The sequence below is a fragment of the Campylobacter sp. BCW_6877 genome (genome assembly GCF_001762445.1).
Lineage (GTDB): Bacteria > Campylobacterota > Campylobacteria > Campylobacterales > Campylobacteraceae > Campylobacter_D > Campylobacter_D jejuni.
Map to the genome: position 1 here is coordinate 21,771 of NZ_MJWW01000031.1, position 21,174 is coordinate 42,944.

22 protein-coding genes are annotated in these 21,174 nt (G+C 30.1%); 8 read left to right on the forward strand and 14 right to left on the reverse strand.

Features of this window, described 5'->3' with window-relative positions:
- Positions 1 to 8 precede the first annotated feature (8 nt).
- The gene (gene lgt / locus AJ936_RS02405) at positions 9 to 824 is read right to left on the reverse strand and encodes a prolipoprotein diacylglyceryl transferase (protein ID WP_002854600.1); all 816 of its coding nucleotides are present in this window, start codon (positions 822 to 824) and stop codon (positions 9 to 11) included.
- A gap of 89 nt (positions 825 to 913) precedes the next feature.
- On the opposite strand from lgt, the gene AJ936_RS02410 reads away from it, so the two are divergent.
- Complete coding sequence (locus tag AJ936_RS02410; RefSeq protein WP_002861157.1) at positions 914 to 1,813, forward strand: membrane lipoprotein lipid attachment site-containing protein; 900 nt, start codon at positions 914 to 916, stop codon at positions 1,811 to 1,813.
- Between the two features lie 73 nt (positions 1,814 to 1,886).
- Here AJ936_RS02410 and AJ936_RS02415 read toward each other — a convergent pair whose 3' ends face one another.
- The 8 genes from AJ936_RS02415 to gatC form a co-directional block, all read right to left on the reverse strand.
- Positions 1,887 to 2,675 (reverse strand): shikimate dehydrogenase, encoded by a 789-nt coding sequence (locus AJ936_RS02415; protein WP_002861156.1) that lies wholly within the window; start codon positions 2,673 to 2,675, stop codon positions 1,887 to 1,889.
- Positions 2,672 to 3,505 (reverse strand): SPOR domain-containing protein, encoded by an 834-nt coding sequence (locus tag AJ936_RS02420; RefSeq protein WP_053872461.1) that lies wholly within the window; start codon positions 3,503 to 3,505, stop codon positions 2,672 to 2,674. The genes AJ936_RS02415 and AJ936_RS02420 overlap by 4 nt, the downstream gene beginning before the upstream one ends.
- 13 nt (positions 3,506 to 3,518) lie before the next feature.
- Positions 3,519 to 4,064: a DUF1882 domain-containing protein gene (locus AJ936_RS02425; protein ID WP_002859481.1), complete on the reverse strand. Its 546-nt coding sequence runs from the start codon at positions 4,062 to 4,064 to the stop codon at positions 3,519 to 3,521.
- Positions 4,061 to 5,305: a serine hydroxymethyltransferase gene (locus tag AJ936_RS02430; RefSeq protein WP_002861154.1), complete on the reverse strand. Its 1,245-nt coding sequence runs from the start codon at positions 5,303 to 5,305 to the stop codon at positions 4,061 to 4,063. The genes AJ936_RS02425 and AJ936_RS02430 overlap by 4 nt, the downstream gene beginning before the upstream one ends.
- Positions 5,302 to 6,807 (reverse strand): lysine--tRNA ligase, encoded by a 1,506-nt coding sequence (gene lysS / locus AJ936_RS02435; RefSeq protein ID WP_070210145.1) that lies wholly within the window; start codon positions 6,805 to 6,807, stop codon positions 5,302 to 5,304. The genes AJ936_RS02430 and lysS overlap by 4 nt, the downstream gene beginning before the upstream one ends.
- Positions 6,808 to 7,281: a Fur family transcriptional regulator gene (locus AJ936_RS02440; RefSeq protein ID WP_002854230.1), complete on the reverse strand. Its 474-nt coding sequence runs from the start codon at positions 7,279 to 7,281 to the stop codon at positions 6,808 to 6,810.
- Position 7,282: 1 nt separating this feature from the next.
- The gene (locus tag AJ936_RS02445) at positions 7,283 to 7,846 is read right to left on the reverse strand and encodes a CvpA family protein (RefSeq protein WP_002882168.1); all 564 of its coding nucleotides are present in this window, start codon (positions 7,844 to 7,846) and stop codon (positions 7,283 to 7,285) included.
- A 67-nt stretch (positions 7,847 to 7,913) separates the two neighbouring features.
- A complete protein-coding gene (gene gatC, locus AJ936_RS02450) occupies positions 7,914 to 8,198 on the reverse strand; it encodes an Asp-tRNA(Asn)/Glu-tRNA(Gln) amidotransferase subunit GatC (RefSeq protein WP_002854550.1) in 285 nt (94 codons plus the stop codon).
- A 143-nt stretch (positions 8,199 to 8,341) separates the two neighbouring features.
- Here gatC and AJ936_RS02455 point away from each other — a divergent pair, with 143 nt between their 5' ends.
- The 7 genes from AJ936_RS02455 to AJ936_RS02485 all read left to right on the forward strand — a co-directional run bounded on the left by AJ936_RS02455 (position 8,342) and on the right by AJ936_RS02485 (position 14,507).
- Positions 8,342 to 8,920 carry a hypothetical protein gene (locus AJ936_RS02455; protein ID WP_070274024.1) on the forward strand — a complete coding sequence of 193 codons (579 nt, stop codon included), beginning with the start codon at positions 8,342 to 8,344 and terminating at the stop codon, positions 8,918 to 8,920.
- Entirely contained in the window at positions 8,917 to 9,915 is a 999-nt protein-coding gene (locus tag AJ936_RS02460) for a hypothetical protein (protein ID WP_002861152.1), read from the forward strand. Before AJ936_RS02455 ends, AJ936_RS02460 begins: the two co-directional genes overlap by 4 nt.
- Positions 9,912 to 10,202 (forward strand): hypothetical protein, encoded by a 291-nt coding sequence (locus AJ936_RS02465; RefSeq protein ID WP_002938172.1) that lies wholly within the window; start codon positions 9,912 to 9,914, stop codon positions 10,200 to 10,202. The genes AJ936_RS02460 and AJ936_RS02465 overlap by 4 nt, the downstream gene beginning before the upstream one ends.
- Entirely contained in the window at positions 10,189 to 10,818 is a 630-nt protein-coding gene (locus AJ936_RS02470; RefSeq protein WP_002854234.1) for a type III pantothenate kinase, read from the forward strand. Before AJ936_RS02465 ends, AJ936_RS02470 begins: the two co-directional genes overlap by 14 nt.
- Before the next feature lie 118 nt (positions 10,819 to 10,936).
- The gene (locus AJ936_RS02475) at positions 10,937 to 12,283 is read left to right on the forward strand and encodes an FAD-dependent oxidoreductase (protein ID WP_070274025.1); all 1,347 of its coding nucleotides are present in this window, start codon (positions 10,937 to 10,939) and stop codon (positions 12,281 to 12,283) included.
- A 48-nt stretch (positions 12,284 to 12,331) separates the two neighbouring features.
- Positions 12,332 to 13,774 carry a pyruvate kinase gene (gene pyk / locus AJ936_RS02480; RefSeq protein ID WP_002865887.1) on the forward strand — a complete coding sequence of 481 codons (1,443 nt, stop codon included), beginning with the start codon at positions 12,332 to 12,334 and terminating at the stop codon, positions 13,772 to 13,774.
- 97 nt (positions 13,775 to 13,871) lie between these two features.
- Positions 13,872 to 14,507 carry a hypothetical protein gene (locus AJ936_RS02485; protein WP_002860276.1) on the forward strand — a complete coding sequence of 212 codons (636 nt, stop codon included), beginning with the start codon at positions 13,872 to 13,874 and terminating at the stop codon, positions 14,505 to 14,507.
- Positions 14,508 to 14,537: 30 nt separating this feature from the next.
- On the opposite strand, the gene pflB is transcribed toward AJ936_RS02485, so the two are convergent.
- From pflB to der, 5 genes are read right to left on the reverse strand one after another with little or no spacing between them, the layout of a single operon-like run.
- The gene (pflB, locus tag AJ936_RS02490) at positions 14,538 to 17,000 is read right to left on the reverse strand and encodes a motility protein PflB (RefSeq protein ID WP_044778521.1); all 2,463 of its coding nucleotides are present in this window, start codon (positions 16,998 to 17,000) and stop codon (positions 14,538 to 14,540) included.
- A gap of 9 nt (positions 17,001 to 17,009) precedes the next feature.
- The gene (gene serS / locus AJ936_RS02495) at positions 17,010 to 18,245 is read right to left on the reverse strand and encodes a serine--tRNA ligase (protein WP_002882722.1); all 1,236 of its coding nucleotides are present in this window, start codon (positions 18,243 to 18,245) and stop codon (positions 17,010 to 17,012) included.
- A 10-nt stretch (positions 18,246 to 18,255) separates the two neighbouring features.
- The gene (gene trpS, locus AJ936_RS02500; RefSeq protein WP_044778519.1) at positions 18,256 to 19,215 is read right to left on the reverse strand and encodes a tryptophan--tRNA ligase; all 960 of its coding nucleotides are present in this window, start codon (positions 19,213 to 19,215) and stop codon (positions 18,256 to 18,258) included.
- Positions 19,212 to 19,709, reverse strand: a complete 498-nt coding sequence (locus AJ936_RS02505) for a shikimate kinase (protein WP_079264319.1) — start codon at positions 19,707 to 19,709, stop codon at positions 19,212 to 19,214. The genes trpS and AJ936_RS02505 overlap by 4 nt, the downstream gene beginning before the upstream one ends.
- Positions 19,696 to 21,078 (reverse strand): ribosome biogenesis GTPase Der, encoded by a 1,383-nt coding sequence (gene der / locus AJ936_RS02510; RefSeq protein ID WP_002922512.1) that lies wholly within the window; start codon positions 21,076 to 21,078, stop codon positions 19,696 to 19,698. The genes AJ936_RS02505 and der overlap by 14 nt, the downstream gene beginning before the upstream one ends.
- Between the last annotated feature and the right edge of the window lie 96 nt (positions 21,079 to 21,174).

Here is a 21,174-nt window from a genome sequence, read left to right on the forward strand (position 1 = left end):
AAGATAGATTAAATATTTACTTTTTTAAACTTTATACAAATATAAACTAACAAAGCTGTTATAAACATTATAAAACTTAAAATTTGTCCCATACTCATACCCCATAAAACAAAACCTATACCAAAATCAGGCTCGCGATAAAATTCACATATAAATCTTGCCAATGAATAAGCACCAGCATACACAAGAATCAATTCCCCTTGAAAGCTTTGCTTAAATCTTGCTAAATAAACTATAATAAAAACAACAATACCTTCTAAAAATGCTTCATAAAGTTGCGATGGATGGCGCAATACTCCATCAACATAAATTCCCCAAGGCACATTTGTAATGCGACCAAAAAGCTCTTGATTTAAAAAATTTCCTATACGACCAAAAACATAAGCCAATGGAACACTTAAAGCAACCAAATCAAGAAAAATCCAAGGATTTGTTTTATATTTTTTACAAAACAATAAAGTAGCTATCAAAAATCCTATAATTGCTCCATGATAACTCATACCTCGAATACCTACAAATTCACCATTAATATAAGGATTAAAAATTTGCCAAGGATGAGTAATATAATACATAGTATTTGCATCATAAATCAAAATATATCCAAGCCTTGCACCTAAAATAACCCCTATTTCAACCCATATAAAATAACTATCCAAATGTTTTTCATTAATGTCTAGTTGAAATTTTCTTACAAAAAATTTAGCCAAAAGCAAAGCCAAAAGCAAAGCTATAACATACATAATGCCATACCAATGCACCTTTAAACCAAAGATGCTAAAAGCTATAACATTAAAATTTGAATAAATATGCTGCCAAAATTCCATATATCTTTCCTAATTTTCTTTTATAAAAATATAACAAAAAAACTTTAACTTGCTATAATTAACACAAACACATTAAATAAAGGTAAAAAATGAAAAAATATATTTTACTTGCTAGTAGTATGTTAATTTTAGCAGCTTGTGGGGGTACAAGCAGTAATTTTGTCAATGTTTCTATGCCAAATTTTAAACCCCAAGTTCCAACAAAGGTTGAACCTATTGATTCTGGAGTAAGCATTGCTCTTGAGCCTATTAATATAGAACAAAATAACAATTATTCTGATTATTTTGAAAATTCAGTGCTTAAAATTCGCATAGAAAAAGAAATTGATCTTTTAAAACGAAATTTAGAAGAGCAGATCAAAACCATCGCTCAACTAAAAGGCTATAAAATAGTTACTACTAATCCAGACTACACTCTTAAAAGTTCAATCAGTATTTATACGGAAGAAAAAAATGCACAAAAAACAAGCAATTTTATGAGTGGAGATTATGTAAAATCCAATTTAGGTATAAATTTTAAAGGTAAAATAGATTTTATAGATGCACACAATCCACAAAATTCAACCAATCTTTCAAGTAGTACTAAACTAGATTCTTTAGTTGCGCTTAACTATCCTATTAAAAATGATGATGGGGTTAATATGTTTAAAACTACTATCTCCACCGTACCAACTCAACTTAATAAAGGTTTAGAGCAACCTGCTTTTGAAATTGATAAAAGTTTTTTAGCTTTTTATAAAAATACATTAAATACACTTTATAACAATCTACCAAAAGCAACAGACATAGGCAAAACTATACCTAATACAAACAGTGGTTTTAATAGTTTTGATGGCGATGCTACCTTTGAAGAAAGCTTACCTCAAACAAATTCTAATCAAAATAATACAATTGAAAACACGCCTACACAAAATATTCCTACAAATCCATCTTCAACAAATCAAAATAATCAAAGTAAAAATCAAGATGGGGTAGAAATATTTGAATGATAAAACTTGTGAGAAAATTAAACTTTCTCACACAAAAAATAAGATTTTCTTATACAAAAAAATAACTATCATTCTACTTTAAAATCAATGCCTGTTGCATTGCATTTTTTATCATCTCTCTTTTATCTCGTATTTCAAAAAAAAGCTCAAAAGCAAAAACCCCTTGCCATAAAAGCATATCAAGTCCATCTTTAATTTTTAAATGATACTCTTTACACAATCTATAAAAAGGTGTTTCTCTGCCATAAATTACCTCAAAAGCAAATTTAGCTTTAGGTAAAATTCTATCTAAAAGCTCTCTATCACAAGGTAAATTTTCATCTTTTAATCCAGCAGAAGTTGAATTTATAACCAAATCAAAGTCAAAATCTTGCAAGTTTTTATAAAGATAAGTTGGATAAGCTAAAAAATCTTTAAATCTTTCTTTACTACGATTAGCTATATACACTTCTACGCCTTTTTGTTTTAATGCATAAGCAAGCGCCAAAGCTGTACCTCCAGCACCCAAAATCAAAGCTTTTTTTATATTATCAAAATCCTTAATAGCTTCTAAAAAACCTAAAGCATCAGTATTATAAGCGTAAATTTTATCTTCTTTTAAGCATAAAGTATTTGCAGAGCCAATATTTCTAGCAAAATCATCCTTCACATCAGCAATATCTAAAGCTTTTTCCTTAAAAGGCAAAGTAATATTAGCTCCACTAAGTCCTAATTTAAAAAAATCTTCTCTTAAACAGTTAGCATTTCTTAAATGATAGCGTGTATAAATGCTATCAAGCCCTAAGGCTTTAATAGCATTATTATGCATTCTAGGCGATTTAGAGTGAGAAATAGGATCGCCTATAACTGCTAAAAATTTCATTTTAAAGTAAAAGAAAAAGCATCTTTTGCAATATCCTTGCGGATTTTAGCAAGTTCTGCTGCAATATCTGCCTTTTCAAATGGTCCTATTAAAACCTTGGTAATTTCTTTACCTCCAACTGTAGTTTTATAAAGTTTATAATCATAACCTTTCTGTTTTACAGAAGCAAGTTCTTTTGATTTTTGATCCAAATTACTTACTGAGAAAATTTGCACATAAATACCCGATGCTAAACCACTTGGATGCACAGGTTTAGCATCAACATTTTTAAATAAATCATTTGCATTTTGTTCTTTTTTAGGGGTTTGTTTTGTGCTTTCTTTTTCTTTTTTTACAGCTGTTTGTTTTGCTTCTTCCTTAGGTTTTGCAGTTTGTTTTACTTCTTGTTTGGGAGCACTTGCTTGTGGAGTGGTATTTGCTGAAGTAGTTGCTATTGGTTCTGCTGGAACTTCTTGATCAGGCATAGCAAAATTTGTAGTATCATTGTTATTTGAACTAGAGGTTGTTGTATTTTGAGTTGTATTTTGTTCATCTTGAAATTGTTTTCTTAATGCCTCAAATTGATCTTCTGCTGAAGTATTATCTGTAATTGGCATACTTTCAAAAGAAGTATCATTGTTATTGTCTTGAGTTGCTATAGGTTCACTTGGCAATACACTTTGATTTTGCGTATTTTCATCACCACTACCATTAATAAGCTTCATAACTATCATGATAGCTAAAAACAAAATAACTAAAGCAATAACTCGTAAAAGAATTTTTTTTACTTTTTCACTTTTATTACTTTTTTCTAAAATAATATCATCAAATTCATTTTTTTGATTTTCCATAATTTGTCCTTTCTTACATATGCTTAGACCAAGAACTTCCTCGTTCCTTTTGATAAACCTCATAAGGCAATATTAAAATATTAAATTCCCTAGGTACATCCATACTAGGAAACACCTTCCATTCTACTGGCATTTTACTTGCAAACATCATTGAAAGTTTAGACGCTAAAGAATAACCTTCGTTTAACGCCGTATGTCCTTTATGAATATAAAGATGTAAATGTCCTGGAGTTTTAGTTTTATAGGCTGTGAAATTTATAAAACCTTCTTCTCTTAAAATAAGTTGTGCACGGTGATAAAATCTTTCAGCATTAAAACCATTATAATCAAAGACAATATTTTCTACTTTATTATCTTTTGTTATTAAATCATGAGCGACAACAATTTTTTTAGCAGCGTGTTCTCTCATGACATTTAAATTTAAAGGAGCATCAACTCTTTCAAATTTATCAAAAAATAAGCGACCTCTATGTGTAATTTTATTTACAATTTTATCGCGTCTTATATAATAATGATCGCCAATTATTTTAATTAGCGACATATCCATTGGTGAAATCAAAACATAGCCCTTTCATAAATAATAAAATTACTTGCAAGTTTTTTTAATTCTTGTTTAATATTCTTTTGTAATTTTTCATTATTAATATCATCTAAAATATCTGCAATATAATTTGACACAATTTCCATTTCTTTTTCTTTAAAACCTCTGGCAGTAAGGGCTGGAGTTCCAAGTCTTAATCCACTTGTGATAAAAGGACTTCTAATCTCTCCTGGAACGGTATTTTTATTTGCGGTAATTCCTGCATTTCCAAGAGCTAAATCTGCATCTTTTCCACTAAATTCACGATCTAAAAAACTCATTAAAACAAGGTGATTATCCGTTCCATCGCTAACAAGTTTAAATTTTCTATCCATTAAAACATTAGCTAAAACTTGAGCATTGGTTCTTACTTGTTTTGCATAAACTTTCCACTCATCGCTAAGATTAAATTTAAATCCTACTGCTTTTGCAGCAATTACATGCATCAAAGGACCACCTTGAATACCTGGAAAAATGGCAGAATTAATTTTTTTAGCAAGCTCTTCATCATTTGTCATAATAATACCACCTCTTGGGCCACGCAAAGTTTTATGCGTAGTTGAGCTTACTACATGAGCGTGTGGAAAAGGACTTGGATGCTCACCTGCCACAACAAGACCTGCAATATGTGCTATATCAGCAAAAAGATAGGCGCCTACTTCATCAGCGATTTCTCTAAATTTAGCAAAATCAATCACTCTTGCATAAGCACTAGCTCCACAAACTATAAGTTTTGGTTTTTCTTTTTTAGCAATTTCTCTTACTTTTTCATAATCAATTCTTCCATCAAGTTCTACGCCGTAAAAACAACTTTCGTACATTTTACCTGAAGAACTTACTTTTGCACCATGAGTCAAATGTCCACCATGACTTAAATCCATTCCTAAAATTTTATCACCTGGATTAATCAAAGCCGCATAAACACCTTGATTAGCTTGAGAACCTGAATTAGGCTGAACATTAGCAAATTTACAATTAAAAAGTTTTTTACATCTTTCAATAGCTAAAGTTTCAATCTCATCAACAAATTCGCAACCACCATAATATCTTTTACCTGGATAACCTTCTGCGTATTTGTTTGTCAAGATACTTCCCATAACTTCCATTACTTCAGGTAAAGTGAAATTTTCACTCGCTATCATTTCAAGACCTTCACATTGACGCTCTAACTCTTTGTTTGTCAAATCAAAAATTTCTTTATCAAACATTTCTAAACTCATTCTTTCTCCTTTAGTTCTGATTTTAATGGACGCATTGCAGGAAACAATATCACATCTCGAATAGATTTTTTATTTGTCAAAAGCATAACAAGTCTATCTATGCCTATACCTTGCCCTGCCGTTGGAGGCATTCCATAACCCAAAGCATTTACAAAATCTTCATCCATTTCACAAGCCTCTTCATCGCCTGCATTTTTAGCTTCAATTTGTTTTAAAAATCTCTCATATTGATCAAGCGGATCATTAAGCTCATTAAAACCATTTGCCAATTCTCTTCCGCAAATAAACAGCTCAAATCTCTCAGCAATCTGAGAATCCTCATCACTACGTCTTGATAAAGGACTTATGGAAATAGGAAAATCGATCACAAAAGTAGGATTGATCAATTTTTCTTCCACATAATTATCAAAAAGTTCAGCTTGTAAATGTCCAAGTTCAAGCTTTTCATTCGCTTCAAAACCATCAGCTTTTAATTTAGTAAGAATTTTTTCCTTATCTTCGATTAAATCCCCATCTAAACCACCATATTTACAAAGTGCATCTTTATAGGTTATTCTTTCAAAAGGTTTGGAAAAATCTATCATTTTTCCATCAAATTCTATTGTTTTTCCCAAATTAAGTTTATCCAAAAGTAAAGCAAAAAGTTCTTCAGTTAAATCCATTAAATCTTTATAATTATGATAAGCCCAATAAAATTCTATAGTTGTAAATTCGGGATTATGAGTTAAATCCATACCTTCGTTTCTAAAACAACGATTGATTTCAAAAACCGCCTCAAAACCACCCACTATAAGTCTTTTAAGATAAAGTTCTGGAGCAATTCTTAAAAATCTTTCTACACCTAAAGAATTATGAAAAGTTACAAAAGGCTTAGCGTTTGCTCCACCTGCAATCGGATGCATCATAGGAGTTTCTACTTCTAAAAAGCCTTTATTTTCAAAAAAATGACGAATCAAACTCACCACCTTAGAACGCACTAAAAAATCTTTTCTAACTTCGGCATTCATTATCATATCAACATAACGTTTGCGATATCTTTGCTCAATATCTGTTAATCCATGATATTTTTCAGGTAAAGGAACAATAGCTTTTGTAGCGAGTTTTACTTCACTTGCATGCAAACTAAACTCACCTGTTTTAGTTACAAAAGGAAAACCTTTAATCAAAACAATATCACCCACCTCTAAATTCTTTTTTAAAATCGTATAAAGTTCTTCGCCTACGCTATCTTTACTAAAATAAATTTGTAAATTTGTATCCTCATCTTCAATGTTTGCAAAAATCGATTTCCCAGCTATACGCAAAAGTTTCAAACGTCCTGCAACAACAGCATTAATATTTTCATCCCTTTTTTCAACTTGCTCTAAAATATAAGAAAATTTATCCTTAAAAGTCTTTAAAGACATTTCTTTTTCTAAAAAATGAGGATAAGGATTGATCCCTAAATTTTTTAATTCCTTAGCTTTTTCTATTCTTTGCTGCTCTAAAATATTATCAAACATTTATATTTTTACCTTTGCTTTTTGATTATTACAATCACCACAAACACCATAAAGCTGCATCAAATGCCCTGTAAGTTTAAAACCATGTTCTTTTGCAATCAAGGCTTGCTGTCTTTCTATAATAGGATTTTCAAACTCTATAATTTTTCCGCAATTTTTACATATCATATGATCATGGTGAGGTTTATTGGCAAGCTCGTATTTTTTACCTGCTGAACCAAAAGAAATGGAAGTTACCATTTCTGCTTCTTCAAGCAAATTTAAAGTACGATAAACAGTTGCAATTCCTACATTTAAATCAGGTTCAGCTTGTTTGATTTCCATATATAAACTTTCGGGTGTGTAATGAGTATCACTGTGATAAAGAGTTTTTAAAAGTACTTCTCTTTGCTTGGTATATTTAAGTCCGCCTTGTCTTAATATTTTTTTAAATCTCTCAAGTAAAACATCATATTCCACATTTTCTATCAGCATATCACTCCCCTTTTTGAGTATTGTTTAAATCACTTACAATATCTTGCAACTTTTCACTAGCATGATCTAGACTATTTTCTGTTAAAGGTTGATTCATAATAAAAGATCCCGTTTCTTTAAGTAAATTTAAAGTATAGCTATTTTTAGCAAAATTATCTAATTTATCATTTAAAAAATCGATTCTTGCTACACAAAAAACCAAAATTGCAAAAATTAAAAAGATTTTTGCCCCACCAAATATAAAGCCACCAATACGATCTAAAAAACCTAGGCCACTTAATTTGATCAACTTAGAAAGAAAATTACCCACCAATAAACAAACTATCCAAAAAATAATTAATATGGCCAAAAATCCAGCAAATCCAGCTAAGCTTTGATTTTCTATCTTATAAAAAGTACTTTGTATAAATTCAGCTGCTTGAGTTGCATATTTTGAAGCAATAAAAACACCACCAATAATACCCAAAAGCCCAAAAATTTCTTTTATCAAACCATTGATAATACCCTTAAGCCCTAAAAGCAAGGTAAATCCTAAAATAAAAGCATCAAACCAATAAAAATTCATTTCAATCACTCTCTGATTTTTTTTGTTTTAAATTTATTCTACAAATAAGCACTAAATGCTAAGTTAATCATTCTATGATTTTAGGAACAACAAAAAAATGTTCTTGTTTTTTTGGAGCACAATCCAAAACCTCATCAATAACATTGCTATTTCTTATCTCATCAATCCTCAAAGGAGCTCCACCTTTTATAGTACTCACAGTAATCTCTTGGGAATCTAAATCAAGTTCGTTTAATTTTTCAACAAAATTCACAATTTCACTTAACTGTACAATGGTTTCATTTCTGTTTTTTGTTATTTGTAAAGCACTTAATTTTTCAAGCTTGCTTAATAATTTCTCATCTATTTGCATTTCTTAAACCTTAATAAAAAAGTTAAAATTTTGAAAATTATATCATAAAAAGCTTTAAATTGTTTAGGATATTTTGCAATTTATATGATACAATACCATAATTTTTCTATACAAAAATAAAAATATTTTTTCAAGGATAAATTTTGGGACTAAAAGATAATTTAAAAGCTGTTAAAAATAAACTTAACACAGAAGAACAATTTATAGAAAATTTTATCAAAGGAGAGAGATTTATACGCAAGTATAAATTTTATATATCTGCTGTTGTGATAATTTTAGTTGCTTGGTTTGCTGGAAATTTTATAATCTCAAAAATAAACGATTATAAAACAAAAGAAGCAAATGAAATTTATGCCAATCTAATACAAGATCCTAGCAATAAAAATCTTTTAGAACAACTTAAAAATAAAAATACTAATCTTTACGCTATCTTTTTACTAAAAGAAAATATTAATGATTTTAATAATACAACTCTCCAAAATGAACTAAAACAAATTTATAATAATGCTCAAACAAACACTTTACTTAAAAATATTATCGCATTATCTTTAGGGGATAAATCGATATTTTTAAAAAATTATGATAAATTATTAGAAGCTTACAAACTTTTAGAGCAAAATAAAATCGAAGAAGCTAATGTTTTACTTTCTCAGATAAAAGAAAATTCAAGTTTAAATCAAATAGCTAAAAACCTCAAACATTATCAAGGCATTACACAATGAAAAAAATATTTTTAACACTATTTTGTTTAATATTTCTATGTGCTTGTGGCACCAAAAGACAATATTTTGAACCAAAACAAACCGATGGAGATTTAAGTCATAATAGCAATTTAAAAAGTAAAATCGTTGATTGGAATCTAGTTTCTGCAAAACTTAGCAATAATACAGCTATCTTAAAAAATAATATCTCCATAGACAAGTTTAAACTTCCTAAAAATTATATGCTTCTAGCTTATCAAGATGGGGAATATTTTACTGCAGATAACAATGGAAATTTAAAAATTTTTGACAATTCTTATAATGAAATTTATAATTTTCAATTTGACGCTAGTGTTGTAGGAGTAGCTTCTAATGGAGATGATTTAGCCCTTGTACTTGCAAACAATACCATAGTTCTTGCAAATCGTTCTTTGGGTATTAAATTCAGTCAAACCCTAACCTCAGCTCCAGCCCAAGACAGTCGTACCGCTAATCCTATATTTTTAGACAATATCATCGTTTATCCAACACTAGATGGTAAAATTTTAATTCTTTCAAGAAACAATCTTCAAATCATTAAAGATGTGGTTATTTCAGCAGAAAATTTTTTCAACAATGTAATCCATCTAAGCGTAATCGGAGATAAACTTATAGCAGCAACAGCTAAAAAAATCATTGTTGTAAGCCCTGCTAGAACTCTTTATCTTGACGCTGACATAAAAGATGTTGCACTTAGCGATGATGGTATTTTTATACTAGAAAAAGATGGCACTATTATTAAAACTGATTATAACTTAAGAAAAATTGCGGAAAAAAAATTTGAATTTGCTATTTTTGTAAAAAGCAATATATACAATAATTATTTATATATTTTTGAAAAAACAGGCTATCTTATCAAAATGAATCTAAATTTAGATAATGCACAAGTATTTAAACTTTCAGAAGCTGTTGATAAAATTTCTTTCATGGGAAATGGTAAATTTTACTACGGAGATAAAATTTTAGATTTGCTATGATAAAAATTTTAGAACAAACAATAAAGGCTTTAAAATTAAATTTAAAGCCCTATGACTTAAGTATGTTGACTAGAAAAAAAAGTTATATTTGTGCTAAAGATCAAAATAACATTCTTTTTATGTATACAGGAAAAACAAAATTTTTAATGAAAGATGCCTTATTTTTAGAAAATCTAGCACAGCAAATTAACATAAATAACAAATATTTTTTTAGCATGGCTTCTCTTTGCTCTAAAGCAAAAAATCATCTAGAAATGAAAGGATTTAATATCTATGCTACTCTGTGATATTGGGAATTCAAATGCTAATTTCCTAGATGATAACAAATATTTTACTCTTAGTATAGATCAGTTTTTAGAATTTAAAAATGAACAAAAAATTTTTTATATCAATGTCAATGAACATCTCAAAGAACATTTAAAAAATCAAAAAAATTTTATCAATCTTGAACCTTATTTTTTATTTGATACTATTTATCAAGGATTAGGAATCGATCGCATAGCAGCTTGTTATACTATTGAAGATGGAGTTGTTGTAGATGCAGGTAGTGCTATTACAATTGATATTATTTCTAATTCTATACATCTTGGTGGTTTTATCTTGCCAGGTATTGCAAATTATAAAAAAATTTATAGCCATATTTCACCACGATTAAAAAGTGAATTTAACACTCAAGTTAGTCTTGATGCATTCCCACAAAAAACCATGGATGCTTTAAGTTATGGTGTTTTTAAAGGAATTTACCTACTGATAAAAGATGCCGCTCAAAATAAAAAGCTTTATTTCACTGGTGGAGATGGGCAATTTTTAGCAAATTATTTCGATCACGCAATTTATGATAAACTTTTAATCTTTCGAGGAATGAAAAAGATTATAAAAGAAAATCCCAATTTACTTTATTAAAAATGTTACAAAAATTCTCATTGATATCAAACCTTAATGAAATTTAACTTTTTGTAAAACAAATTCAATTAAACTTCTATTTAGAAAAAAGTTTATTAAAATAAAAAAAGGAAAAACAATGAGCCAACAAGAATTTGATGTGCTTATCATCGGAGCTGGAATTTCAGGAGCAGCATTATTTTACGAGCTTGCAAGATATACAAATATTAAAAATATTGCTTTGATAGAAAAATATAATACAGCTGCAACATTAAATTCTAAGGGAACGAGTAATTCTCAAACCATTCATTGTGGAGATATTGAAACCAATTATACTTTAGAAAAAGCGCGAAAAGTAAAAAGAACAGCTGATATGATAGTTAAATATGGACTCATGCAAAATGCGCAAAATAATTTCATGTTTTCTCATCAAAAAATGGCTCTAGCTGTTGGAGATATAGAATGTGATTATATGAAAAAACGCTATGAAGAATTTAAAGAACTTTATCCTTATATAAAATTTTTCGATAAAGCAAAAATCAAACAAATTGAACCCAAGGTTGTTTTAGGAGAAGATTGCAATCAAGATAGACCTGAAAATATCTGCGCCATGGGTGTTGAAAGCGGCGAGGTTTTTACAACTGTAGATTTTGGGAAAATGAGTATAAATCTAATAGAACAAGCCCAAAAACAAAATAAAAATACTTTTGTTGCCTTTAATCAAGAAATTATTCACATAGAAAAAAAGGAAGGTATTTTTATATTAAAAACCTCAAATCATCAAGAATACCATGCCAAAAGCGTAGTTGTCAATGCTGGAGCGCACTCTTTATATTTAGCACATAAAATGAACTTAGGTATGGATAAGTCTTGTTGGCCTGTTGCAGGAAGTTTTTATTTAACCAAACAAAAACTTTTAAATGGTAAGGTTTATATGGTGCAAAATCCTAAACTTCCATTTGCAGCTCTTCATGGAGATCCTGATTTACTTGCTGATATGAACACTCGCTTTGGACCTACCGCACTTGTTATTCCAAAACTAGAACGTTATCATGGTCTAAAATCAGTTCCAGAATTTTTTGAAGCGCTAAAACTTGATAAAACTGTTTTAAAAGTAACTTTTAATATGTTTAAAGATGCAACAATTAGAAATTACATCTTTTATAATTATCTTTTTGAACTACCTTTTGTTGATAAAAGCTTATTTGTTAAAGATGCCAAAAAAATAGTCCCAAGTCTTAAAGCAAGCGATATTTATTATGCGAAAGGTTTTGGAGGCGTAAGACCGCAAGTTATTGATAAAACTAAAGGAGAATTAATGCTAGGTGAAGCAAGCATCACAGAAACCCCTGGTATTATTTTCAATATGACTCCAAGTCCTGGAGCAACAAGTTGTTTAGGAAATGCTGAAAGAGATGCAAAGCTTGTGTGTAATTACCTAGGAATGGAATTTAACGAAGATAAATTTTCTTCAGAATTATTGTAATCATTTTGTTTCTATTTTTAGCTACAATAATTTCAAAAGGAGTTTACCATGCTTAAAAAAACAAAAATTGTAGCCACAGTAGGTCCAGCAAGTGAAAAGGAAGAAATTCTACGCCAAATGATTATCAATGGTGTAAATGTTTTCCGTTTAAACTTTTCTCATGGAACACATGAGTATCATAAAAAAAACTTAGATACCATAAGAAGAGTAGCTAAAGAATTGCATACTCGTATTGGAATTTTACAAGACATTAGTGGTCCTAAAATTCGTACAGGCGAACTTAAAGAACCATTTGAATTAAAAAAGGGTGATAGACTTGATTTTTATCGTGAAACAATTTTAGGGGAGAAGATTGCTCAAAATCATTATAAAATCAGCATCAATCAAAAATCCATTTTAGATATGTTAAAAATTGATGAATATATTTATCTATATGATGGATCAATTCGTGCTAAAGTAGTAAGCATAGATAATCAAAAAATTGAAACCATTATAGAAAATGATGGTTTTTTAAACTCAAATAAAGGTATTAATTTTCCGAATACTAAAATCAATATTGATGTTATTACACAAAAAGATAAAAATGATTTACTTTGGGGTATAAAAAATGAAGTAGATTTTTTAGCAATATCTTTCGTACAAAATGCACACGATATTGATGAAGTTCGTGAAATTTTAGCACAAAATAACGCAAAAATATCTATTTTTGCAAAAATTGAAAAATTTGATGCAGTAGAAAATATTGATGAGATTATTAAATCTAGCGATGGTATAATGGTTGCAAGAGGAGACTTAGGTATTGAGGTACCTTATTATAAAGTTCCTAATATCCAAAAAGAAATTATACAAAAAGCAAACAATGCCTCTAAGCCTGTTATTACTGCAACTCAGATGCTTTTTTCATTAGCCAAAAGCAAAACCGCCACAAGAGCTGAAATTTCAGATGTTGCAAATGCTGTTTTAGATGGAACAGATGCAGTAATGCTAAGTGAAGAAAGCGCCGTTGGTATAGATCCTGCAAACGCTGTTGATATAATGTGCCAAACTATAATAGAAACAGAAAAACGCTATCCATATAACAAATTTAATGATTTTAATGATTTAGACAATACAGATAAAATCATGCGTTCTTCAGCTCATCTTGCAACAGATCTTAACGCTGATGCTATTTTTTCTTTAACAAGTAGCGGAAAATCTGCTATTAAGATTGCAAGATATCGTCCAAATATAGAAATCATAGCAGTAGGGCATTCTGAAAAAACCTTAAACTCTTTAAGTATAGTTTGGGGAGTTAATCCTGCGATCTTGGTTAACAAAAGTAATGAACTTACAGAATTATTAAAAGACTCTGTAAGATCAAGTGTTGAAAAAGGTTTTATGGATGAAGACAAATGCTATCTTCTAACTGCAGGCTTTCCAACAGGAGTAGAAGGTACTAGCAATCTTATCCGCATTCTCAATAAAGAGCAAATTGCTTATTATCTACAATAAAACATTAAATTCCTTTGAAAATAAGGAATTTAATGTCCTTATAAATTTTTTAAGTCAAAAGTCGATATAAATTAAAGCCTCACACAAAGGAGCAAATATGCAAGTGAATACTTTTTCAAATATCGCTAGCATGGCACAAACACAAGTTAGCAATAAGAAGGCAGATGATGCTAAGGAAAACACAAAAGACAAAAATGTTCAAAGTGCTAATTCTAGCAAGGATGTAGATAAAAATACCCTTGAAAAATTAAATGCACTTGGTGGAAAGGGCATTACACAAATTTACCTAGTTCAGTTTCAACAGCAAACAATGAATGCTGTAATAGGTTCGAGCAATGCCCAAACTGGACTAGATAGTCTTTTAAATGGTGCCAATTTAGATACTGCGAAATCTATACTTACAAATATTGATTTTGCATCCTTAGGCTACAGTGGCAAAAATCCACTTGATATGAATACAGATGAACTTCAACAACTTGTAAGTGAAGATGGTTTTTTTGGAGTGGAAAATACAGCCAATCGCATCGCGGATTTTGTTATTAAAGGCGGTGGCGACGATGTTGAAAAATTGAAAAAAGGTCTTGAAGGTATGAAAAAAGGATTTGAGCAAGCAGAAAAAATGTGGGGTGGAGAACTTCCTCAAATCAGTCAAGATACAATAGATGCGGCACTTAAAAAAGTTAGCGATCGCATTGATGAACTAGGCGGAAAAACTCTAGATCTTCAAGCTTAACTAAAAATGCTTAGAAATTTCTAAGCATTTTTAGTTGTTATTAATATCAAAAGTAAAAAATTCACTCTTAAAATTATTAGGTAAAGTTTTATACTGAGATATCGCAGCTTCATAGTTCTTTACTTCTTGATACAACATACCAAGAGCTGCTTTACTTTCTTTGTTATTTTTATCTGTAAGTTTAGAAAGCTGCAAAAGCGCTATAGCTGAATTTGGATTATTTGCACCTACGGCTGCTACGGCTGCTAAAAATAAAGTTTTAGTATCTTTAGCTCCATAATCATCAATCAAAGAATTGTAAAGCGCATAAGCCTCCTCGTATTGCTGTGCAAAAATATCCAAATAAGCTAAAGTTTGCAAAATACCCTCATCTTTTGCTCCTGAAACATTAATCAACTCTTTAAATTTCTGTCTTTCTAAATTTAAAAGCCCTGCAATATGCATTAAATTAACATAAAATTCCCTAGCTATATTTGGCCCACCAAAAACACTACGATAATCAAGTTTTAAATTTTTAAAATGAATTTGAGCATTTTGAGCATATTCTTTAATATTTAAATTTGAATTTAAAGAATTAAAATACAAAATATTTGCCAAAATATCTTCAGGCAACTCTGAACGCAATTTAGCAATTTTCACATCTACTTGATTATTAAGGTTATTATTTTTAGCAACAATAGCTTCAAAAATCAAACTCAAAGGCGTGTCTTTTTTTGTTTCATCTAAATAAGGAAGCATAGAAATATAATCATTATTAACTAAAAACAACATACTTTTTTGCATATTAGCTTTAAAATTAGAATCAGCAGCTATATTATCAAGAATTTCATTGTAAAGTTTAGTTGTATCAATATCAATTAATTTTGCACAAAACATAGCAAAAGCACCTGCTAAGTAATTTTTAGGATTAAGATGATATGAACTTGAAAAATGCTTATAAGCAAGTTCATAATTTTGCATTTGGGCATAGGTTAAAGCCAAATTATAATGTAAAATACTATGTTCTGGATAATCCTTGATAAGTTTTTGAAATTCTTGGTTAGCAAGGCGTAACTTCTGATTTAATGCATAGTTAATAATATTGGCAATTTTTACATTGGTAGATGAAAGAGCCTTGCTTGTATTAAGATAAACTCCCGCATCAGCACTATCATCAACGAAATCTGTAACATTAGCTTTTTTAATATATAAAGCAGCCTGCTTACTATCAAAAACCTGATAAGGTGCAAAATAAAAAAGCAAATCGAATTGATCTTTTTGTTTTTTTAGCAAATCTTTTGAAAAAGAATTTTGAGCAACTGCTATATTAAAAAGATCCTTATTTAAACGAACTTGAATTTTATAAGTATCTAAAATCTTATATCTATCTTTATCGTTATCATAAGAATTTTGTAAGCGCGCTAACATATCTTGATAATTTCCTGTTTTAATATCAACCAATGTTAAAGCCGCTAAACTTTGATTAAAATCTCTTTCAATTTTCATCGCTGTACTTAAAGCGACTTTAGCTTTAGCATATTCTCCTATTCTAGCGTATAAAAGACCTAAAGATAAACTAGATTCAAAATTGCCTTGAGAATTTAATTGCTGTATAGCCTTGGAATCAAAGTCCATTTTTGCATAAATTTTAGCAGACAAATACTTTGCAACATCAGAATACGGCTCCACATCTGTTCTTTGTAACATTTGTAAAGCCTCAGGGTAATATCCTTTGTAATAATTAATCAAGCTTAAATAATAATCATATAATTTTGATTTTCCTTCTTTTGGAAGATACACTTGAGCTAAATCAATATAATATCTAAATTTTTCCTTATCATTAAGCTTTAAAGCACAAACAGCAGCATTGATAGCAGCTACACTTTGATTTTCTCCATTGGCTATAGCTTTCTTGAAGCTTTCAAAAGCTTCTTGGAATTTATTCTCATTCATTTGAGAAACGCCTAAATTATAATTAGATAAAGATTCGTTATATACGGCAACTTGCTCATAAACTTTTAAAGCCTGTTCAACTTCACCCTTTAAATATAAAGCATTTGCTTTTTGGATCATACCATCAATTCTTTGCATATCATTGTATTTATATGATTCATCAGGCATAACAACAGGTTGTTCTAAAGGCTTAGAAGCTATAATATCTGGTTTAATTTTTCCTTCACTAAAAGTTAAATAAAAAAGTGTAAAAACTAAAATACAAATAATCCCCAAAGATAAACCCACAAGAGACATAAACTTACGATCTTTATACCAAGGCGTAGGCTCTTGACTTTCAACTTCTTCAAAAGTTGATACATCTTCAGGCGCACTTTCTCTTGTAAATTTAAAACCACTATCACTATTTTCTTGAGGTAATTCTTCTGGCAATGATGCAAATTCTTCATCTTCTGGAGCTTGCCCCTCTTGCCCTTTAAATCCCTCTAAACTCTCATCAAGTCTTGGTTGATTTAAGCCATCTTCGGGTTTTTCTAGTATTATATCTTCTTGTTCAGCCATCTATACTCTTTAAAAATATTTTTTCAAAGCATCAGGAATATGAATTTTTCCTTCTTTATCTTGATAATTTTCCATAATCGCTACCAAGGTTCTTCCTACTGCCAAAGATGAGCCATTAAGAGTGTGAACGAGTTCATTTTTTCCTTGTTCATTTTTATAGCGAATTTTAGCACGTCTTGCTTGAAAATCACGACAATTTGAAACCGAGCTGATCTCACGATATTTATTTTGTCCTGGAAGCCACACTTCAAGATCCACAGTTTTTGCTGCACTAAAACCCAAATCTCCAGTGCAAAGCATCAAATGTCTATGCGCTAAACCTAAAGAACTCAGCAAATCACTTGCACACTCAAGCATTTCATTAAACACGCTATCACTTTGCTCAGGTTTAGTAATACTTACAAGCTCTACTTTTTCAAACTGGTGTTGTCTTATAATACCTCTTGTATCACGCCCTGCACTGCCTGCTTCTTTTCTAAAACAAGCGCTATAACAAGTCATTTTTATCGGTAAAGTTTCACTCGCTAAAATTTCTCCACTATAAAGATTGGTTACTGGAATTTCAGAAGTTGAGATCAAATACAAATCCTCATCATCTACCTTATACATATCTTCTTTAAATTTTGGCAACTGACCTGTCCCAAACATAGTAGCACCATTTACCAAAAAAGGCACATTAACAAATTCAAATCCACGACTTCTATTAAAATCTATCATATAATTTACCAAAGCGCGGCTTAATAAAGCTCCTTCGTTTTTAAGCACACAAAAACGACTTTGTGAAATTTTTACCCCACGCACAAAATCAAGCCAATTTAAACTCTCACCTAATTCAAAATGTTCTTTTGGAGTAAAATCAAAGCTAGGTGGATTTAAAACTTTTTTAAGCTCCACATTTTCATCTTCGTCTTCACCCACAGGCACACACTCATCAGGGATATTTGGGATGGCATGAGCAATTTCTTCAAGCTCATTTTCTAAAGCATTTACTTTAGTGCTTTGCTCATTAATTTTGCTTTTATTTTCGCTTAATTTTGCTTTTAAACTTTCTTTATCTTCGGCTGTAGCAAGCTCTTTACTGAATTTATTTTGAAAAGCTTGAAATTCTTCTAAAGCTGTTTTTTCTTTTTTTAAACTTGCAAAAAGTTCAGCAAGTTTTTTTAAGATATTTTCATCAACTTTTTTATTTTTCAACTTTTTAGCCACTTCATCAAAATTATTTTGCAAATTTTTTAAATCTAGCATTTTCTACTCCTTAAAGTCCGATTTTTTCATAAATTTTTTGCATTTTTTCTTGGGCGATTTTTCTTGCTTTAGTCGCACCAAAATCCAAAATTTCTTTCAAATGCGAAGGCTTTTCTAAAAGCTCATTGTATTTTTCTCTTGCTTCTTTAAAATAAGCATTTACAAGCTCGTTTAAATACATTTTAAAATGTCCATAACCCTCACCACCTTTTTCATAGCGTATTTGTAATTCTTTTTGCCCTAATTCATCTAAAAAAAGCTTTGCGATTTTAAAAACATTGCAGATTTTAAAATCTTTTGGATCTTCTAAAGCGGTACTATCGGTTACTATGGAAGAAATTTGTTTTTTTAAGGTTTTTTCACTGCTAAAAATATCTATAGTATTTTGATAAGATTTACTCATTTTTGCTCCATCAGTACCCACAACTACAGCTACTTCTTCATTCACTCTTGCTTCTGGAAGGGTAAAAATTTCTCCCCATTCATTATTAACTTTTAAAGCAATATCACGTGCGATTTCAACATGTTGGATTTGATCTTTTCCCACAGGGACAATTTGCGTATCAAAAAGCAAAATATCTGCTGCCATTAAAACAGGATAAGAAAAAAGTCCGTGTGAAGCACTAAGCCCCTTAGCAACTTTATCCTTATAACTATGCGCACGCTCTAATAAACCCATAGGAGTAAATTGCGATAAAATCCAATAAAGCTCCATAACTTCCTTAACATCACTTTGCAACCAAAAAACGCTCTTTTGCGGATCTATACCAAGGCTTAAAAAAGCCGCAGCAGCTTTTAAGGAATTTTGTTTAAGTTTTTCTCCATCTTGAGAAGAAGTCATGGCATGATAATTAGCAATAAACATAAACATTTGGCTTTTTTCTTGTGCATCTACCATTTGCTTAATCGCACCAAAATAATTACCTATATGCAAATCGCCACTTGGCTGAAGGCCTGTTAATACTCTCATTTTACCACCTTTTTAATCTCGCTTAAAAGCTCATCTATATTTTTATTTTCTATATTTAAAATAAAATTTGCCTTTAGTTCATACTTGCTTAAACGCTCATTATATAATTTTTTTGCTTTAATTTCATCATAAAATAAAGGTCTTTTAGAAATTTCATCTTTGTCTAAACGCTTTTTTAAATATTCAAAACTTGCTTTTAAATAAATACAAAAACCTACTTTTTCTAAATTTGAAACATTAACAAAACCCCCGCCTGTAGCAATACAAGTTTTCTCACAAGAACTAAAAAAATCAGCCATTTTTTGCTCTTGTTCTCTAAAAAAAATCTCGCCTTTTTGTGCGAAAATTTCACTGATTTTTTGATTAAATTTTTGTTCTATTAAAAAATCACTATCTAAAAAAACAAGATCTAAATCCTTAGCCAAAGCTCTTGCTAAAGTGCTTTTTCCAGAACCCATAAATCCTATAAAAACGATATTTTTAGCTTTCATCATTTTCTTTACTGCCCTTTTTACGCGAAGCAATCACTAAAGGCACACCTTCGAAATTAAATTCTTTTCTGATTTGATTTTGTAAATAACGCTTATAGCTAAAATGCAAGGCCTTAGGACGATTCATAATAAGTGCAATTTTTGGCGGTGCTAAGTCATATTGTACTGCATAATAAATTTTAACCAATTTCCCATAATCATGCGGCAAAGGATGTGCTCTTGTGGCATTTTCTATCAAAGTATTAAGCTTAGAAGTTTGGATTTTTTGAGTGAAATTTTCAAAAATTTGCAAAATTTTATCGAGTAAAACATGCACCCTTTTTCCACTTAAAGCTGATACACTAATCACAGGTGCGTAAGCTAGAAATTTAAAACGATCAAGACGCAATTCTTTTACAGTCTTATCAAAATCCATCTCACTTTTATCCCATTTATTTAAAACAATAATCACACCCAAATAATGCTTAGCCACAAGCCCAGCAATGCGTTCATCAAGCTCGTTAAAGCCCTCATGCGCATCTAAAACCAAAAGTGCTATTTGAGAATGAGATAAAATTTTTTCCGTGCGATTTAGGGCAAAGCGTTCGAGTCCTTGAATTTTACCCCTTTTTCTAATACCTGCAGTATCAACAAATTCTATCACTTTATCTTTATGAACTACACTTTCATTAACAGGATCTATAGTAGTTCCTGCGATAGAACTTACAACACTGCGTTCTTGTTTAACCAAAGCATTTAAAAGACTTGATTTTCCAACATTTACACGCCCTACAATACCCACTCTGATATGATTTTGATCGACTTCTTTAAATTGAAATTCTTTTCCTTCTTCATAATGCTCTAAAAAATCTTCTAAATTTTCTTCTTCATCGGGGATTAAAAACTCTTCATGTAAAAATTTTTCAAGCCATTCATAAAGTTCATCTAAGCCTACATTATGGGTTACTGAAAGATTAAAGATTTCCTTTACGCCAAAATTTGCAAACTCCCAAGCCCTTTCTTCATCTTTTTTATTATCTACTTTATTAATCACTAAGGCTATAGGTTTTCCAAGTTTTTTTAAAGAATAAAAAAACTGTCTATCCTCATCATCAGGCGCTAATTTTCCATCAACTAGATAAAGTATGATATCGCTTTCTTTGGCTACTTTTAAAGTGTTTTTTTTCACATTTTTAAAAAGTTCATCACTTTCATCAAGCCCTCCACTATCAATAAGCATGGCTTTTTTTGAATGAATATGAATTTCTGTTTTATTTGTATCTCTAGTTGTACCTGAAATATCACTTGTAATAGCTATTCTTTGTCTTGCCATTCTATTAAAAAGACTTGATTTACCAACATTTGGCTTACCTATAAGTATGATGCTTTGCATTTTTTTCCTAGAAAATTATATTTTTAAAATTATATAAAATTTGGCTTAATATTAAGCAAAAAAAGACTAGAATTAACCCAGATTTTAGTCAAGGAA

What these genes read in the sequence shown, in the direction of transcription:
- AJ936_RS02460 (WP_002861152.1), top strand. Translation starts at nt 8,917, where the DNA reads ATGAAAAAAATATTTTTAACACTATTTTGTTTAATATTTCTATGTGCT.
- lgt (WP_002854600.1), bottom strand. Translation starts at nt 824, where the DNA reads ATGGAATTTTGGCAGCATATTTATTCAAATTTTAATGTTATAGCTTTT.
- AJ936_RS02475 (WP_070274025.1), top strand. Translation starts at nt 10,937, where the DNA reads ATGAGCCAACAAGAATTTGATGTGCTTATCATCGGAGCTGGAATTTCA.
- AJ936_RS02465 (WP_002938172.1), top strand. Translation starts at nt 9,912, where the DNA reads ATGATAAAAATTTTAGAACAAACAATAAAGGCTTTAAAATTAAATTTA.
- AJ936_RS02445 (WP_002882168.1), bottom strand. Translation starts at nt 7,846, where the DNA reads ATGAATTTTTATTGGTTTGATGCTTTTATTTTAGGATTTACCTTGCTT.
- AJ936_RS02485 (WP_002860276.1), top strand. Translation starts at nt 13,872, where the DNA reads ATGCAAGTGAATACTTTTTCAAATATCGCTAGCATGGCACAAACACAA.
- pflB (WP_044778521.1), bottom strand. Translation starts at nt 17,000, where the DNA reads ATGGCTGAACAAGAAGATATAATACTAGAAAAACCCGAAGATGGCTTA.
- AJ936_RS02440 (WP_002854230.1), bottom strand. Translation starts at nt 7,281, where the DNA reads ATGCTGATAGAAAATGTGGAATATGATGTTTTACTTGAGAGATTTAAA.
- AJ936_RS02415 (WP_002861156.1), bottom strand. Translation starts at nt 2,675, where the DNA reads ATGAAATTTTTAGCAGTTATAGGCGATCCTATTTCTCACTCTAAATCG.
- AJ936_RS02505 (WP_079264319.1), bottom strand. Translation starts at nt 19,709, where the DNA reads ATGATGAAAGCTAAAAATATCGTTTTTATAGGATTTATGGGTTCTGGA.
- AJ936_RS02420 (WP_053872461.1), bottom strand. Translation starts at nt 3,505, where the DNA reads ATGGAAAATCAAAAAAATGAATTTGATGATATTATTTTAGAAAAAAGT.
- gatC (WP_002854550.1), bottom strand. Translation starts at nt 8,198, where the DNA reads ATGCAAATAGATGAGAAATTATTAAGCAAGCTTGAAAAATTAAGTGCT.
- lysS (WP_070210145.1), bottom strand. Translation starts at nt 6,807, where the DNA reads ATGTTTGATAATATTTTAGAGCAGCAAAGAATAGAAAAAGCTAAGGAA.
- serS (WP_002882722.1), bottom strand. Translation starts at nt 18,245, where the DNA reads ATGCTAGATTTAAAAAATTTGCAAAATAATTTTGATGAAGTGGCTAAA.
- trpS (WP_044778519.1), bottom strand. Translation starts at nt 19,215, where the DNA reads ATGAGAGTATTAACAGGCCTTCAGCCAAGTGGCGATTTGCATATAGGT.
- der (WP_002922512.1), bottom strand. Translation starts at nt 21,078, where the DNA reads ATGCAAAGCATCATACTTATAGGTAAGCCAAATGTTGGTAAATCAAGT.
- AJ936_RS02470 (WP_002854234.1), top strand. Translation starts at nt 10,189, where the DNA reads ATGCTACTCTGTGATATTGGGAATTCAAATGCTAATTTCCTAGATGAT.
- AJ936_RS02410 (WP_002861157.1), top strand. Translation starts at nt 914, where the DNA reads ATGAAAAAATATATTTTACTTGCTAGTAGTATGTTAATTTTAGCAGCT.
- AJ936_RS02430 (WP_002861154.1), bottom strand. Translation starts at nt 5,305, where the DNA reads ATGAGTTTAGAAATGTTTGATAAAGAAATTTTTGATTTGACAAACAAA.
- pyk (WP_002865887.1), top strand. Translation starts at nt 12,332, where the DNA reads ATGCTTAAAAAAACAAAAATTGTAGCCACAGTAGGTCCAGCAAGTGAA.